We start from the raw sequence: 14,363 nt of genomic DNA, 5'->3' as shown, positions 1-14,363 counted from the left end.
ATCTATCGTTCTAGATTTAAAACAAGGGATGAAGCGACAAAAGTCATTAACCACTATATTTCAAACCGGTACAACGAGAGAAGAAAACATTCAAAGCTGGGGTATCTTTCCCCAAACAATTTTGAGAGAAATTATCAGCGTTCAAACCTGGACTCAATCTCATAAATTCATCTTAGGCGTTAGAGGCAATCAATCTTGGTTTTAGATTGATTGTTTCTAATGCCCCACCAAACGAAAGTGCGGTAGGGATTTCAGCTAAAACATTCTCATTTTTAGGTGTCCATTTTCTTGACAGAAGTCCATTCCCATCAATAATCTTCGAATTTTACGATTTATTCCGTCACTTACCAAAATTAACCAAAACAAAGCTCTTTCTATCCACTCATCAGCCTGCCCGACCCGGTTCATAATCCAATCTATTAAATCAATTCATCCCTCGTCCACCTACACGAATAAATGGCAGCCAATCAAAAAAAGAGACCCACCCCAGTGAGTCTCTAAAACGCAATGAATGACAATCCAATGCAATAAAACCATCCAATCATCATTCTCTACTTCTCTACTCTACATTCTCCTCCGTCACCAGCTTCAACGGAACCGGAATCAACTCTTCAACCTTCTTCCCCTGCAGCACATCGGATCCTGCCTTCACGGCAAGCTTCCCAATTTCAACCGGCTGCTGGGCGACGGTTGCGGATAGATTGCCTTGTTTGATGCTGTTCAATGCATCATCGTTCCCGTCGAACCCGACAACCAGAACATCCCGGCCGGAGCTTTGAATTGCCTGGTACGCACCGAGCGCCATTTCGTCATTATGGGCAAACACGGCTTTGATATCAGGATTACCCTGAAGGATGTTTTCCATCGTGTTGAGGCCTTCGGTACGGTCGAAGTTGGCTGTCTGTTTTGCGGCAACATCCAGATTTTCATCTGCTATGTTGTGGAAGCCCTTTCCGCGCTCGCGGGTGGCGGATGCTCCCGGAACCCCTTCAAGCTCTGCGACTTTCGTTCCTTCACCAAGCTGTTCCACGATATATTCGCCTGCCATTTCTCCGCCTTTTTCATTATCGGAAGTGACCAGCGTCTCCACTTCGCCTTTATCAGCGGAACGATCGAGTGTGATGACCGGGATACCGATGCTGTTCGCCGACTGGACTGCCGTTGAGATGGCGGAAGAATCGGTCGGGTTGATGAGCAGAACATCGACGCCCTGCTGGATCAAGTCTTCAACGTCATTGATTTGTTTGGCTGCATCATTCTGGGCATCGACAACCACGACGTCCATGCCTTGTGCTTTCGCTTCTTCTTCGACACCATTTCGGATTGAGACGAAGAAAGGATTATTCAACGTGGAAACGGAAAGACCGATCTTGATGTCTTCCGGATCTTTGTTTTTCGTGTCAGGTTTTGCCCATTCCGGCGGCTGCAGCGAGCAGGCGCCAAGGAATACAAGAGACAGGCTCAATATGAGTACAAGTAATTTTCTCATGATCATCCTCCTATGCTGCTTTCTTTCGATCGATCAGAACGGCGATGATGATGACGACACCCTTGACGACCATCTGGAAGAAGGATGAAACGCCGAGCAAGTTCAAACCGTTGTTCAATGTCCCGATAATGAGCGCCCCGATCAGTGTACCGACAATCAGTCCGCGTCCGCCTGACAGGCTTGTCCCGCCAAGGACGACGGCTGCGATTGCATCCAGCTCGTACGATGTACCGGCTGTCGGCTGCGCCGAATTCAATCGGGAAGTTAAAATAGCACCCGCAAGCGCTGAGAGCAGCCCGGCAAGTGAATACACCATCACTTTCACGCGGGACACTTTGATACCTGAAATCAGTGCTGCTTTTTCATTACCGCCAATTGCGTATGTTTTGCGACCGAACGGAGTCTTATGAAGTATCACCCAAAGGACGGCGAATGTAAGGAACATCGTGACCGCCGGAACGGGGATTCCAAGAAAATATCCTCTTCCGAAAAGTTGGAACGCATAGCTGTCCCCGAGCCCGGTGATCGGATTTCCATCGGTGTATACAAGGGTCAGCCCGCGGAACATCGTCATCGTGGCCAAAGTGGCAATGAACGGTGCCATTTTACCTTTTGTGATGAGAAGTCCGTTGATCGCACCCATAACCGCCCCCAGAAGACATCCGATCAGGATCGCAAGGATCGGATCGATGCCGGAAACCATCATGCCTGCCATCAAAGCGCTCGATAAGGCGAGGATGGATCCGACCGACAAGTCGATTCCGCCTGTCAAAATAACAAAGGTCATGCCGTACGCAATCAATGCGTTAATGGCTACCTGTCTTAATAAGTTCAATAAGTTCAATGGTTCTAGAAAACTTGGGTTCATAACGGAAACGGCCACAAACAATACGAGCAGCCCCATGAACGGCCCAAGCTTCTGCATTATACTTCCTGCATGGTTTGTGGTTTTCAGAGCATTATTCATGAATTCGACCTCCAGTTGCCAGTGTCATAATTTTTTCCTGATCGGCTTCTTCTTTCGATAGTTCGCCTGCAATGCTTCCTTCGTGGACGACGAGGATACGGTCACTCATCCCGAGCACTTCCGGCAGTTCAGAAGATACCATGATGATCGCCACCCCTCGGTCCGTCAATTCATTCATCAATTGATAGATCTCACGCTTCGCCCCTACATCCACGCCGCGCGTCGGCTCGTCGAGGATGAGCACTTTCGGGCCGATCCCGATCCACTTCGCGATGACGACTTTCTGCTGATTCCCCCCTGAAAGATTCTTTGCTGCCGTCTGGGAAGATTCCGTCTTGATCGTCAGTCGTTTGATGAGCATGTCCACAAATTCCTGTTCCTGCTTCGATTGGATCAAACCTTTTTTTGTAAAACTGAACAGACTCGGCATGACGATATTGTCCTTGATCGGAAAGTCGAGTACCAGTCCCTCCTCTTTCCGGTCTTCAGTGATGAATCCGAGGCCCATTCCTACCGCCTGGTTCGGGTTCTTGATCTTTACATTTTTTCCGTTTACAAAAATGTCACCGTCATATTTACCGTCAAGTCCGAATATAGTACGCATGATTTCTGTCCGGCCGGCCCCCATCAGACCCGCCACGCCAACGATTTCGCCTGTACTGACACGGAAACTCACATTCTCAAAGACTCCTTTTCTCGTAAGATTCTTCACTTCGAGCATCGGTTCACCCGGCTTCGCTTCACGCTTCGGGAAACGGTCGGTCAGTTCGCGCCCGACCATCTTGCGGACGACCTCGTCAAAACTTGTCTCAGGGATCGGTGTGGTATCGATCGTCCTGCCGTCCCTCATGACGGTGATCGTGTCGCATATCGTGAAGATTTCCTCCATCCGGTGAGAAATATAGACGATGGAGACGCCCGATTTCTTCAACGATCGGATCACTTCGAATAGCTTCCCGATTTCCCTCTCCGTGAGCGCCGCCGTCGGCTCATCCATGATGATGACTTTTGCATCGGTCATCAATGCTTTTGCGATTTCAATCATTTGCTGTTCACCGACTGAACACTGTCCCGCTTCCTTGTGAAGGGGAATTGAGATGGACAGCTTTTCGAACTGATTACCAGCAATCGCTTTCATTTTTTTCGTCTGGATAAGACCGAAATGTGTAACCGGTTCCTTATTGATGAATAAGTTCTCGAGCACCGTCAGTTCCGGCCAGATATTCAGTTCCTGGTGGATGAATGCGATGCCGTACTCTTCCGCCTCTTTTGGGCTTGCGAATGTCTTTTCCGTGCCGTCGATCTGCACAATCCCCTGATCTTTCTTATGAAGGCCAGTCAGGATATTCATGAGCGTCGACTTTCCGGCTCCGTTTTCCCCCATAAGAGCATGGACTTCCCCGTCTTCGATGTGGATATCCACACCTTCGAGCACCTTGTTCTTTCCAAAGGCTTTATGGATATTTTCCATTTTGATTTGCATAACTTGTCACCCCTTTTTGTTAAAAAGTAACGCCTGCATGAAGGATGCAGTTCGCATATGGTGTGATTTCTCCCGTGCGAATGACAGCCTTGGCATCTTTCAACTGAGCTTTCAACGATTCATGAGAAATATAATCCATTTCGGGAAAAGCGTTCTTAATTCCCTCATGAACTCGCGTGTTCTGTTCGATTTCTCCAGCAACCGTCACTTGTTCTACTACCATCTCTTCTCTCAAGATCTTTACGACATCGAGAAAAGACGGGACCCCTTCTTTCAAGGAAAGGTCAATCTTCATGACTCCTGCTGGAACCGGAAGTCCGGCATCAGCCACCACAATCGTATCGGTGTGGCCAAGATCGGCGAGTACTTTCGTGATATGACTGTTCAGCATTCCGTTGCGTTTCATTCTGCAAGTCCCCTTTCCACTTCGTCCCTTGTCGGCATTCCGCCCTGAGCCCCGAAGCCGGTTACAGAAAGCGAAGCTGCGCGGTTTGCAAATCGAAGGCTTTCCTTCATGTTTTGACCTTCAGCGATTGCCGTGCCGAATGCGGCATTGAATGTGTCACCCGCTCCAGTCGTATCGACCACTTTCACCGGAAATGACGGGATGAGCTGTTCCCTGCTGCCGTCATGATACCGGACGCCTGCCGCTCCTTCGGTGATGAGAAGCTTGTTCGGATAATTAGAAAGTGCTTTTGATAATTCCTGCCCTTTGAATAAAATTCCTGCCTCGTGTTCGTTCGGTGTCAGATAGGCCGCTTTTTCAATCACCTCATCCGGGATTTCCCTGGCTGGAGCCGGGTTCAAGAGAAGCGGGACTCCTATTTCATCGCAAAGCCTGGCTGTTTCAAGTACCGTTTCCTCAGGTACTTCCTGCTGGATCATAATGAGGTCGCACTCTTTTAAAAGAGACATCGCTTCCTTCACATAGTCAGGCGTGACGAAATCGTTCGCACCTTTTACGACGACGATACTGTTATCGCCTTCCGCTAATATGATGTGAGCGGTTCCGCTCTTTTGGTGTGTAACCGGTTTCACATAACCAGTTTTTACACCATTCGATTTCAGGTTATCCAGGATTTCCTTTCCGTAGGCGTCATCCCCGACACATCCGATCATATGGACGTCGGCTCCGAGCCTCGCAGCCGCCACTGCCTGGTTCGCTCCTTTTCCTCCGGGTACTGTTTCAAACGTCTCCCCGAGTACAGTCTCTCCTGCAAGCGGGCGCCTTTTTGAAGTCACGACAAGGTCCATTGATGAGCTGCCAATGACTGCAATCTTTGGTTTCTTCATGATTTTCAATCCTTTCGGGTAGTATTTCGTTCGATCAGTTCGACAGGCATCTGAACGGTCTGTTCTATGTCTTTCTCTTTTCTAATGATTTTGATAAGCAGCTGAGCAGCCTCCCTTCCCATTTCGTATGCCGGCTGCCTGATCGTAGACAGTGTCGGATACGACAAGCTGCTTTGCGGGATATCATCATATCCTATGATCTGCAGCTCTTCAGGGATACTTTTTCCAAGCTTCAGCGCTTCATGGAGGATCGCGATTCCGACTATATCATTACTCGCAATCACGCCATCCGTATTCGGGAACTTTTCAAATAGTTCCTCTGCCCATCCTTTTGCTTCTTCAAAAGAATAGGAGGTCGTGGACAAGACGGAAAAATCGACGTCCGTTCGACTTAATTCTTCAAGCGCACCTTTGTATCGGTCCTGAGCAGGTTTGACGTGAGCCGGCCCTTTTACAAGTGTGATCCGCTCTGCCCCCTTATCAATAAGGGTTCGCGCGGCCAAACGACCGCCTTCCCTTCCATCCGCATATACGGCAGGGAATTCTTTAGACGTTCGGTCAAGGAGGACAAGCGGCAGCTTCAACTCGTTGTAAATCTGATAGTCAACGTGATTGGTAGCAGAAATGATTCCCACTACATTGTTCTGCACAAATGTCTGGATATAATCAAGTTCCTTCTCCGTATTCTCATCGCTGTTCCCGAGCAGCAGCCGGAAGCCCGACCGGCTCAGTTCGTCTTCCACACCCCTTGCAAGCTGCGGGAAAAATGGGTTTGTAATATCAGGCAGAAGCAGCCCGATCAGCCTCGACTCCCGTTTATAAAGAGAGCGTGCCACTTCATTCGGGCTGTAATTCAATTGGGCAATCGCCTTCATCACTTTCTTCCTCGTATCAGTACCGACATAGCCGGTGTCATTCAATACACGTGAAACCGTGGCGACAGATACACCCGCTTCACGTGCAACATCTTTTATAGTTGGCATTGTTTTCACTCCTGGTTTGTGTAACCGGTTACATTTAAAATAGCATAGAATTGTAATCGCTTGCAAGTTTATTTTTTTCCTCCCTTAAGGACAACGAGAGGATTCAGCATAACCAATTAAACAGAAAAAAGCCGGCTCCTGGTTGCTGGCGAGGGCCGGTGCCTAACTTCTTACTTATCCTCAATATACTCCTTAATGACTTCAGCCAGCACTTTGGCAGTCCGGTATTCTTCCTCCAGGGTATTCTCTACCCCCCCAACATTCACCAACAACACTTGATCAATAAGGTCCTGGTTATAGGTATTTTGTTCTTGAAGATTTTCTTTTGACTTTACAAAAACCCCTCTTGATATACCCGGAACTTTCCGTTCAAGTTTTTCATTAAAGAGTTTGGCCAGCTCAAGATTCTCTTCTAAACGACTGCTAGAGCTGGAAACGATAAAGACAATCCTTGCATATTGTTTATTTCCTGATTTAAGCGTCGTTTCGTCTTTCTTTCTGGAATCCCTGTGGATATCCAATGCAAGTTCAATATTTTTATGATCTTCCAGGGTCTCAGTGAAATATTCCCGTGAAATTTTATAAGAATCAGCGAATGTCCACCCTCGCTCTTCCAGAGTTTGACTGACATTCTTTTGCTCATGGATCGTATTGATTCCTTTTTCATTGAGTAGGTTACTGAGCCTGTTTCCTACAACTGAAATATTCTTTGCCTCATGTTTTTCTTCAATAACTTCTCCTGAAGATCCTTCTGGAGTAAAGGATTCCTGATTATGCGTATGATAAATATAAACATATGGTTCCCCGGCACTTATTCCTGCAGAAGGCTCATTATCAAAAAATGTTGAAAATGAACGATTAAGCTCGGCACCTCCATCAAAAAACAAAAACCAAGAAGAAGCAGTAACACAAAGTGCGAATCCTAAAGCAGCAAGCGATAAGTGTTTTATACGCTTTCTCCTGTTCATTCTCCTCGCTGACTTCATCAATGTCTGCTGTGTCTCAGTTACAAAAGATTTCCGCGGTTCAAGTGGATATGCTTCTTTAATCAGTTCTACTATTTCTTTATCATTTTGCATTTCGTAATGCCTCCTCTCCTTCTACATTCAATTTCCTCCTCAGCTCTTTTAAAGCCCGGTGATAACTGACCTTCACTTTTGATTTACTGCACTGTAAAATTTCTGATGTTTCTTTAATTGAACATTCATTGATCCCCCTGAGTATGACAACCGCTCGAAAATGGGGTTTCAGTCGGGAAATGGCGTCATGAACCGCTCTTTTTATATCCTGCTCTTCCAGCCATTCATCAGGTTGTTTTGCCTCAGATTCGATATTTTTAAAGAAGCCTTCTTTAAAAAAAGTGACAAACTTTTTCTTCCTGTGATGATCTATGGCAGCATGTTTTGCTATGGAAAATATCCAGGTCTTTATAGAGGATTGCTGGTTATAAGAAGATAGGTTGTTCAGGACGCGGATGAATACTTCCTGGGTCAAATCCTCGGCATCAATTTGATTTGCACAAAAACAAATAAGGAACTTGTAAACCTCTAAATGATATAACTTATAAAGTTCACTGATACTGCCTTCAAGATCATCTAAATCGATCAAGCTTCTCCCCCCTTTGTCTTCATGTATTAATCGAATGAGCGTCAGAAAAGGTTACAGTTTTTTATAAAAACAGGGAACTTCCTTTGATTAGAAGTTCCCTATTTTCTATGCATCAGTTCTCAAATGCTTTCGTTAATTTAAAAACTTCAATTATTTTTTTCGCAGTTTCTCCCGGAGTCAGCGAGGTATTGTTAATCTTTAGATAATGCTCTTTATGTATTTCCCCTTCACGAGAATTCAACCTAAGCCTGTCCAAAGAAGCCAGCAGCCGCTTCTCGGAATCTTCTACATTCCGCTTGGACGGTTTATGCTGTAGTCGGTTCTCTGTTTTGTTTCGTTCTAACCGTACTTCGAGATCGGATTCAAGTTCAACGAAATAAACTTCAGCACCATTCGATTCGAAGATTGCTTCCACTTTTTCAACCCAGTCCCAATCCTCCTGCTCATTGAACGCCCACATAAAGGTGAAGATCATGCCTTCCTGGTCACTTTTTGCAAAAGCTTCAAAGATTTCTTCACGCATCAATGTAGACAGCCTCCACATCTCATCAGTGAAGCCGAAGAAGGGCTGAAGTAACTCGATGGTCATGTGATTGTGGAACAGCTTCAATCCCGTTGCTTTCTCCACTTCCTGTCCAACCGTCATTTTCCCTACGGCCTGCGGTCCGAATAATAATACCAATTTCATTTTTGTTTCCCCCCCAGTTAATTCATGATTAGATATACAACAAACCCGGCTATATAAATCGTATCCGCGACAGCAAGATACATTAACAGATTTGATTTCCTCAATCTCTCAATGGTGTAATTAAACAAGCAATCATACAAACTGAAAATAAAAAGAATAACAGAAATGATCAGGACCACTGGATTTCCGGTCATCGTCACTGCCAGGATATAAATCAGCCATCTCCTGAAAAAATTGAAAACCAGCACCATTATATCGAGGGACATGGAATAAGGGTTGATTTCAAGTTCATCGGCAGAGGCGATTTCATCTAGTCCTCTTTTAATCTTTTTGTATTCTCTTAAGTAACCGATGTTCAGCCAAAGAATAATGATGCAATAGATGATGATCAGCATTTCCTGGTTATTGCGAATATACTCTTCCAATAAAATACCCCTCCTTAAAAACGGCTCAGGAGCCAACTTATTCAGCCGCCGGTTTAGGTTGTCAGAACCTTATCCAGCATCATTTTCCCTATGGCAAAATACTCCCTTATGAAATAATTCACCCTCACAACGAAAGGTGAAATACCAGAATGCCCAACGGTGTCAATGCCGAGTTCTGCAGCAATTATCTCCGCCCTCACCACGTGATAATCGCTCGTCACAATCAGGACTTTTGGATCCTCCATTTCCTGCTGCCTTAGGACTTCCATAGAGTTTCGGAGATTTTCGTATGTAGTGGTGGATGTTTTTTCATAAATAATACGGTCCCCTGAGATACCGTTTTCCATCAAATAACGTCCCATTGCTTCTGCTTCCGGTATCGCCTCTCCCTCGCCCTGGCCGCCTGAAACGACCACAGGGAGTTCCTTATTGCCATCGAGGACCGCCTTTCCCGCTTCAAGCCTTGAAACCAGTGTCTTCGATGGAGTTTCACCTTTCAGGCCTGCACCAAGGATGATCATCACATCCACTTCAGATGCATCGATCACTTTTGATTTCTCAGATTCAACTATGAGATAGCTCTCGACCGCTATGAACGAGAGCAGGAACAGGCCATACACAACTATTAATGATCGCCCAATATACAGACGGGGTTTTTTCATTGTTTTTTTGTAGCTTTTTAATAGGAAAGTAATAAGGAAGATGAATACAATGTTTGCTGCGATGAAGAGGACACCGAATGTACGGCCGAACAAAATCAGCAGAATTAAAAAAATCATGATAGGTATAAAATATACGGGCTTTGGCTTTTTCATGTAAGGGATCCTTCCTTTTGAATGTATGGTTAAGGATTCTTTGTAATATCCTTATTTTACCACAAACATGGATGTTGATTATGTATAATTTATCGGACTGACCACTGCGGATGAACCACTTCACTGTGTAAGAAATTACTAGTTTTCAAAAGTGTGTCATCAGCCAGAATGCGGTGAATCTATGATAAGATGAGGATGATTTCATACAACTTGGGAGGTTTCAACATGGTCAATAGAAGAGTGATCGTCTTGGGTGTGCTTCTGGTCATCCTGCTAGTCGGGGTTTCCCTGGTATCAATCTAACATACATATAAAAATGGTCAGGTTCCAGTGCTATTATCAGCGGCGGACCTGGCCATTTTCTTTTTTTAGTAACCGTGTGATGCCAAATATGAGTAATAGCAGCGAAATCGGAAGTGTGTATAAGGTACTTACCGGGGTGAGGTAACCCAGAAGGAATAGGAAGATTGCAAGTATGATTGAAACAGCCGCCATTCAGATTCATCCTTTCTGTTAAGGAAAACTAGCTTCCGCGAGTTCATCTTCCTCTATAAAATTAAAGAATAAAAAAACGAAATGATTCCCATTCCAAATGAGGCATAGACGCCTTCTCTATCATCTTTTAACAAGTGAGATTCCCAGCCGGAAGAAATAAGATTCACACCCAAAGTCATCAGGATCCACTTTAAATAAACCCTAGGGAAGCCATTGAGAAAACCTATGATGAAAAGAATTCCCGCGCAGATGAGCGTGAAATTTCCCAAAATGGCTAGCGGCTTGATCCTTCCACGCGTTTTACTATTTTTAAAGAATACATTCAGCCATCTCCTAGTGAATGAATTATTATACTAATCTCTGTTCATCTTATTGGAGATATCCCAAAGCAGCCCGATCATCACCCCAAGTGAAATCGAGACCACATAAAAAGGTGTCATATCTGCATCAGTGAGCATACTTAGTGATGTGTTTGCCGTCCAACCCAGTGCTCCTCCGGCAAAGGCACTAAACGCTGTGAGATTATCCTTTTTCTTTACGATTTGTTTGCTGTCTGTATTTCTCTTTTCTGCTTGTTCCATGTGGGCCACCTCTATCTTTAAAATTTACAATTTACATTTATTTTACCATAAAATGTTATATAAGAGAGCGAAATAATAGAACAACCTTAATAAACGGGGCATAAAAAATATGTATTAAGGTGAAATGACACCTACCCCTCCAACTCTGGGTAAACCACCGTCCCATCTTCTTCAATGATCGGTACGGCTCCCCACTTGCCCAGTTCATGACTGATTATTGAAGCCTCTCCGTCTGAGTCCGAGACGATATGCCGACCATCCCATCCGTCCGCTTTCAGGACATTACTGATCAGCAGCCGGTGGCACCTCGCCGGATGCCGTTCCGAACACATGTAGGCAAGCTTTTTATCGGATGCTGCGTTTTTTAATTCTGAAAGGCCCTCTTTGAATTCATCCGTGAGGGAATAATCTGCGTAGTTATGAAACGATCGATTGTTCCAACCTGCGTTCAACTCTTCTCCGATCACACCGGATAACCGCCTCCTCCCCCCGAGGTCCGGAAAATGGCTGTACCCGTATCCTGCTTCCTCCAGCCATTCCGACATGCTCTCCTTTTTAAACTGAGGGTATCTGCGACTGGCGGGGAATGCACGGATATCCGCTATGTATTCGATGTCTGCTGCCTTAAGCATTTTGAGGAATTGTTCTTTGGCGTGTGTAGAGTGGCCAATTGAGTAAACTTCCATGGTAAATCCGCCTTTCGTGCAAATTATAATATTCTATACCCGATAAGCGTCTTTTTACGCTTTCAGTCATACAAAAAGAGCTTATCCTGACACCGGATAAGCTCTTTCCATTCAGTTCACTTTTTTATTAAATGCCTTTACGAATACACCTGAAACTAAAGCCAAAATAGTATACCCAAACACCCATATCAAAAAGGTTTCGTTAAAAACCAAAAACAATGCAATCATGGATCCAAAGAAAACAACTGCTGGGGCAGCAATAATATTCTTGAATATTGCATAACCCGCTATCCCCAAAATAACTGAAATGACAGGGAATAAGATCAATAGTATGAAAAACACATTCATCGGATCGCATCACCCTTTTTTAAAATGAATTATTTAAATATTGGACTCCCAGTGTAAAAAACAGGATCAGCAGAACGATATTAAAACTGGTTTCGAAAATTGTATATGTATATTCACGTTTATCCCCGATATATTTCCACTCCATGTAAACTTTTAATATAGAACCGGATAATAAAATAACCAGAATATAAGTATATGGATTTTGGTACCAGTGATCAAAGTCATATAAAACATCTATTACAGGACACGAAAACAAAACAATCATCAGGATCCTTTTGTGTATTCTATCCACTTTTTCATGATGTTCATTAATAATGTTGTCTCTCGACCAAATCTTCCTTCTTTCTATACCAAGCCAGCCGCTGATTCCCAGATGGGCTGCATATAAAAGCAGAAAATAGATCAATAAAAAGAGTATTGTTTTTAAGAAGAAGAGTCCCATTCTAATTCCACCTTCCTATGATTGGTGGGTGGGCACCATCAAGTACAGGTTTCTGCTGCCGGTCCCAAAACTTCACTCCTAATTATTTCAAATAACCTTGGTATGTTCAATGGTAATTTCTAATTTGTTCCAATTACATTCATATAAAAAGCCTGTCCCTTGATTCCCTTACCAGGTATCGAAGGACAGGCAGATTTGAATAGCACTAAGCTTGCTTAAATGGAATGAAATTGAGGGTTTCCATTGGTTTTGAAACTAATTTACATTGAAATGGCGGTTTTTTTAGGATTCCAGCTAAGTCTGATACCACTTTCAGTCCATTTATTTACACCATCCGAAGTTTTCATTCCCCTTTTGAAAAATACATTCCTCTTTTACGATTTTCAATCCAGATTTCAGAAATACATTCCAAATTTCAGATTTTCATTCCACTTTTCCTAAAATACATTCCACTTGTCGGATAATCTTTATTCCAGGAGAACCGTCTCAGCACCCATCCCTCAATTATTCAAATTGACGTTCTAATACCAATCATTTCCGCAACATCATATCAATATGAGGAATCCCATCATCCAAGTACGTCTCGGTTACCACCCGGAATCCATATGACCCGTAAAATTTCCTCAAATACTCCTGCGCCTGAATCTTAACTTCTGACTCCCCTAATTCGCCATGGATGAAATTCAATGACCTGGTCATCAGTTCGCCTGCCAGCCCCCGCCCGCGATTTTCCTTTTTCACAAACACCCTGCCGATGGATGCTTCCTTATAAGACACACCTCTTGGCAGAAGCCTTGCGTAGGCGGCTACCTCCCCATTTTCTTCCTTATAAAGATGGTAAGAGTTAAGGTCCTTTCCGTCGACTTCGAGGTACGGACATTCCTGTTCGACCACGAAGACCTGGGTTCTCTCTTGTAAAATTGAGTACAATTCTCTAGTTGTCAGCTCATCAAATCGTTTAACCTTCCAGCTCATGTGTGCACACCTCTTATGTATTATTCTCTTAACTATTATAGGATAGACTTCTTCTCCTGCAAACTGTGCGTACCCCAAAGTGAGCCGCTGTACCTGTCCACCTGTCTCCCACATACCCAAGTATGAGCCGGGCACCTTGGCTCTCCGTCTTCTCCCGACCCACATAAAAAGCGCCCGATACCAGCTGGGAAAACCAGCAGGTATCAGGCACTTCCTTTGTCATTGACCATTTTTAACCAGTTCCCTCATTGCATTATATTTCTTTGAGAGCTCGAGGAACCACTCTTCATCCCCTGTAGAAAGAGCGAGGTCAATCAGGAATCGGATTTGTTCTTTATTCGCTATTTTGGTGTCAGGCAGCTTCTTTACTTCTTTCGTGAGCAGCGGAATGACGGAGCCTTCTATTTCTCTGTTGTCGCTTGTGATGACTTTCGCTTTTACGGTCGTACCCTGCGGATCCAGATTCACAATATAACCGATGATCAATTCCCCCTCCAGGGAAGTCGCTTTTATCCAGTCGCCTTTTGTCAGAATTTTGTTCATAATATTCCACCTACTTTTTTAAACTGAAATAATTTTTATTACATTTAGGTTAAAGGAAAGGCCGACCCTTCCATGTCATTTTTCTTTTGAAATCAGATCGACAATGTCTTTTATCGTATATTGTTTCAGGTACTCGCCAAGATGCTCTTCTGCACCTAAAAAAATGGTGAACAACACCCTGTGCATATTCGCTCCGACGACACACGCTTCATTCGACTGCGGACACTTTGGCTGCAGCGCGCCTTCTGACGTGAGGGTGTAAATGTCCCAAAGGCTCACTTCGCAGAATTCCTTTGCAAAAAGGAATCCTCCGCCGGTCCCCTCTTTCGATTTAATGATCCCGTGTTTTTTCAGTAAACTCAGGACCTTCCGGATGCGGACGGCATGGACGCCTGCACTTTCAGCGATCGCATCGCTTTTCGACATCCGGTCATTCTGCAGTGCGAGATACGTTAAACTGTGAATGGCCAGAGTAAAATCACTATTCATGGGCTTCCTCCTACTTCCTATCTGCATGATAATCGTATATGCTACAGATTAGC

Annotated in this window: 20 protein-coding genes; 1 reads left to right on the top strand and 19 read right to left on the bottom strand. The window is 44.4% G+C overall.

Going from position 1 to position 14,363, the window contains the following annotated elements; genetic code table 11:
* Positions 1 to 165: an IS3 family transposase gene (locus AS034_RS22535; RefSeq protein ID WP_082641752.1), complete on the top strand. Its 165-nt coding sequence runs from the start codon at positions 1 to 3 to the stop codon at positions 163 to 165.
* A gap of 394 nt (positions 166 to 559) precedes the next feature.
* Here the strand turns inward: AS034_RS22535 and rbsB are convergent, their stop codons facing one another.
* From rbsB to AS034_RS20120, 19 genes are all read right to left on the bottom strand, one after another.
* On the bottom strand, positions 560 to 1,489 hold the full coding sequence (gene rbsB, locus AS034_RS20205) for a ribose ABC transporter substrate-binding protein RbsB (RefSeq protein ID WP_058299955.1): 930 nt from the start codon (positions 1,487 to 1,489) through the stop codon (positions 560 to 562).
* Positions 1,490 to 1,499: 10 nt separating this feature from the next.
* On the bottom strand, positions 1,500 to 2,456 hold the full coding sequence (gene rbsC, locus AS034_RS20200) for a ribose ABC transporter permease RbsC (protein ID WP_058299954.1): 957 nt from the start codon (positions 2,454 to 2,456) through the stop codon (positions 1,500 to 1,502).
* A complete protein-coding gene (locus AS034_RS20195; protein WP_058299953.1) occupies positions 2,449 to 3,939 on the bottom strand; it encodes a sugar ABC transporter ATP-binding protein in 1,491 nt (496 codons plus the stop codon). Before AS034_RS20195 ends, rbsC begins: the two co-directional genes overlap by 8 nt.
* Before the next feature lie 19 nt (positions 3,940 to 3,958).
* Positions 3,959 to 4,345 (bottom strand): D-ribose pyranase, encoded by a 387-nt coding sequence (rbsD, locus tag AS034_RS20190; protein ID WP_058299952.1) that lies wholly within the window; start codon positions 4,343 to 4,345, stop codon positions 3,959 to 3,961.
* Positions 4,342 to 5,232, bottom strand: a complete 891-nt coding sequence (rbsK, locus tag AS034_RS20185) for a ribokinase (RefSeq protein ID WP_058299951.1) — start codon at positions 5,230 to 5,232, stop codon at positions 4,342 to 4,344. Before rbsK ends, rbsD begins: the two co-directional genes overlap by 4 nt.
* Positions 5,233 to 5,237: 5 nt before the next feature.
* Positions 5,238 to 6,215, bottom strand: a complete 978-nt coding sequence (locus tag AS034_RS20180; RefSeq protein WP_058299950.1) for a LacI family DNA-binding transcriptional regulator — start codon at positions 6,213 to 6,215, stop codon at positions 5,238 to 5,240.
* Positions 6,216 to 6,385: 170 nt separating this feature from the next.
* On the bottom strand, positions 6,386 to 7,294 hold the full coding sequence (gene spoIIP / locus AS034_RS20175; protein WP_058299949.1) for a stage II sporulation protein P: 909 nt from the start codon (positions 7,292 to 7,294) through the stop codon (positions 6,386 to 6,388).
* Entirely contained in the window at positions 7,284 to 7,823 is a 540-nt protein-coding gene (locus tag AS034_RS20170; protein WP_058299948.1) for an RNA polymerase sigma factor, read from the bottom strand. The genes spoIIP and AS034_RS20170 overlap by 11 nt, the downstream gene beginning before the upstream one ends.
* A 112-nt stretch (positions 7,824 to 7,935) precedes the next feature.
* Positions 7,936 to 8,511, bottom strand: coding sequence for a DEAD/DEAH box helicase family protein (locus AS034_RS20165; RefSeq protein WP_058299947.1), 576 nt, complete (start codon positions 8,509 to 8,511; stop codon positions 7,936 to 7,938).
* A 17-nt stretch (positions 8,512 to 8,528) separates the two neighbouring features.
* Positions 8,529 to 8,936 carry a hypothetical protein gene (locus AS034_RS20160; RefSeq protein WP_058299946.1) on the bottom strand — a complete coding sequence of 136 codons (408 nt, stop codon included), beginning with the start codon at positions 8,934 to 8,936 and terminating at the stop codon, positions 8,529 to 8,531.
* A gap of 53 nt (positions 8,937 to 8,989) precedes the next feature.
* On the bottom strand, positions 8,990 to 9,751 hold the full coding sequence (locus tag AS034_RS20155; protein ID WP_058299945.1) for a YdcF family protein: 762 nt from the start codon (positions 9,749 to 9,751) through the stop codon (positions 8,990 to 8,992).
* A gap of 339 nt (positions 9,752 to 10,090) precedes the next feature.
* Positions 10,091 to 10,246, bottom strand: coding sequence for a hypothetical protein (locus AS034_RS22840; RefSeq protein ID WP_156416156.1), 156 nt, complete (start codon positions 10,244 to 10,246; stop codon positions 10,091 to 10,093).
* A gap of 353 nt (positions 10,247 to 10,599) precedes the next feature.
* Positions 10,600 to 10,827, bottom strand: a complete 228-nt coding sequence (locus AS034_RS20150) for a hypothetical protein (RefSeq protein ID WP_032088293.1) — start codon at positions 10,825 to 10,827, stop codon at positions 10,600 to 10,602.
* A 131-nt stretch (positions 10,828 to 10,958) separates the two neighbouring features.
* Positions 10,959 to 11,513, bottom strand: a complete 555-nt coding sequence (locus AS034_RS20145) for a DUF488 domain-containing protein (RefSeq protein ID WP_058299944.1) — start codon at positions 11,511 to 11,513, stop codon at positions 10,959 to 10,961.
* A 111-nt stretch (positions 11,514 to 11,624) separates the two neighbouring features.
* Complete coding sequence (locus AS034_RS20140) at positions 11,625 to 11,861, bottom strand: DUF2651 family protein (RefSeq protein ID WP_058299943.1); 237 nt, start codon at positions 11,859 to 11,861, stop codon at positions 11,625 to 11,627.
* Between the two features lie 19 nt (positions 11,862 to 11,880).
* Positions 11,881 to 12,303 (bottom strand): DUF4181 domain-containing protein, encoded by a 423-nt coding sequence (locus AS034_RS20135; RefSeq protein WP_058299942.1) that lies wholly within the window; start codon positions 12,301 to 12,303, stop codon positions 11,881 to 11,883.
* Positions 12,304 to 12,834: 531 nt separating this feature from the next.
* On the bottom strand, positions 12,835 to 13,278 hold the full coding sequence (locus tag AS034_RS20130) for a GNAT family N-acetyltransferase (protein WP_058299941.1): 444 nt from the start codon (positions 13,276 to 13,278) through the stop codon (positions 12,835 to 12,837).
* A gap of 219 nt (positions 13,279 to 13,497) precedes the next feature.
* Positions 13,498 to 13,821, bottom strand: coding sequence for an IDEAL domain-containing protein (locus AS034_RS20125; RefSeq protein ID WP_176716113.1), 324 nt, complete (start codon positions 13,819 to 13,821; stop codon positions 13,498 to 13,500).
* Between the two features lie 75 nt (positions 13,822 to 13,896).
* Entirely contained in the window at positions 13,897 to 14,310 is a 414-nt protein-coding gene (locus tag AS034_RS20120; RefSeq protein WP_032088288.1) for an RrF2 family transcriptional regulator, read from the bottom strand.
* Positions 14,311 to 14,363: the final 53 nt, after the last annotated feature.

It is taken from the genome of [Bacillus] enclensis, assembly GCF_001456935.1.
GTDB classification, from domain to species: Bacteria; Bacillota; Bacilli; order Bacillales; family Bacillaceae_B; genus Rossellomorea; species Rossellomorea enclensis.
This window is presented reverse-complemented; position numbering and strand designations above follow the sequence as displayed.

What these genes read in the sequence shown, in the direction of transcription:
- AS034_RS20150 (WP_032088293.1), bottom strand. Translation starts at nt 10,827, where the DNA reads ATGGAACAAGCAGAAAAGAGAAATACAGACAGCAAACAAATCGTAAAG.
- AS034_RS22840 (WP_156416156.1), bottom strand. Translation starts at nt 10,246, where the DNA reads ATGGCGGCTGTTTCAATCATACTTGCAATCTTCCTATTCCTTCTGGGT.
- AS034_RS20155 (WP_058299945.1), bottom strand. Translation starts at nt 9,751, where the DNA reads ATGAAAAAGCCAAAGCCCGTATATTTTATACCTATCATGATTTTTTTA.
- AS034_RS20165 (WP_058299947.1), bottom strand. Translation starts at nt 8,511, where the DNA reads ATGAAATTGGTATTATTATTCGGACCGCAGGCCGTAGGGAAAATGACG.
- rbsC (WP_058299954.1), bottom strand. Translation starts at nt 2,456, where the DNA reads ATGAATAATGCTCTGAAAACCACAAACCATGCAGGAAGTATAATGCAG.
- AS034_RS20120 (WP_032088288.1), bottom strand. Translation starts at nt 14,310, where the DNA reads ATGAATAGTGATTTTACTCTGGCCATTCACAGTTTAACGTATCTCGCA.
- rbsD (WP_058299952.1), bottom strand. Translation starts at nt 4,345, where the DNA reads ATGAAACGCAACGGAATGCTGAACAGTCATATCACGAAAGTACTCGCC.
- AS034_RS20195 (WP_058299953.1), bottom strand. Translation starts at nt 3,939, where the DNA reads ATGCAAATCAAAATGGAAAATATCCATAAAGCCTTTGGAAAGAACAAG.
- AS034_RS20125 (WP_176716113.1), bottom strand. Translation starts at nt 13,821, where the DNA reads ATGAACAAAATTCTGACAAAAGGCGACTGGATAAAAGCGACTTCCCTG.
- rbsK (WP_058299951.1), bottom strand. Translation starts at nt 5,232, where the DNA reads ATGAAGAAACCAAAGATTGCAGTCATTGGCAGCTCATCAATGGACCTT.
- spoIIP (WP_058299949.1), bottom strand. Translation starts at nt 7,294, where the DNA reads ATGCAAAATGATAAAGAAATAGTAGAACTGATTAAAGAAGCATATCCA.
- rbsB (WP_058299955.1), bottom strand. Translation starts at nt 1,489, where the DNA reads ATGAGAAAATTACTTGTACTCATATTGAGCCTGTCTCTTGTATTCCTT.
- AS034_RS20140 (WP_058299943.1), bottom strand. Translation starts at nt 11,861, where the DNA reads ATGAATGTGTTTTTCATACTATTGATCTTATTCCCTGTCATTTCAGTT.
- AS034_RS20135 (WP_058299942.1), bottom strand. Translation starts at nt 12,303, where the DNA reads ATGGGACTCTTCTTCTTAAAAACAATACTCTTTTTATTGATCTATTTT.
- AS034_RS20145 (WP_058299944.1), bottom strand. Translation starts at nt 11,513, where the DNA reads ATGGAAGTTTACTCAATTGGCCACTCTACACACGCCAAAGAACAATTC.
- AS034_RS20180 (WP_058299950.1), bottom strand. Translation starts at nt 6,215, where the DNA reads ATGCCAACTATAAAAGATGTTGCACGTGAAGCGGGTGTATCTGTCGCC.
- AS034_RS20130 (WP_058299941.1), bottom strand. Translation starts at nt 13,278, where the DNA reads ATGAGCTGGAAGGTTAAACGATTTGATGAGCTGACAACTAGAGAATTG.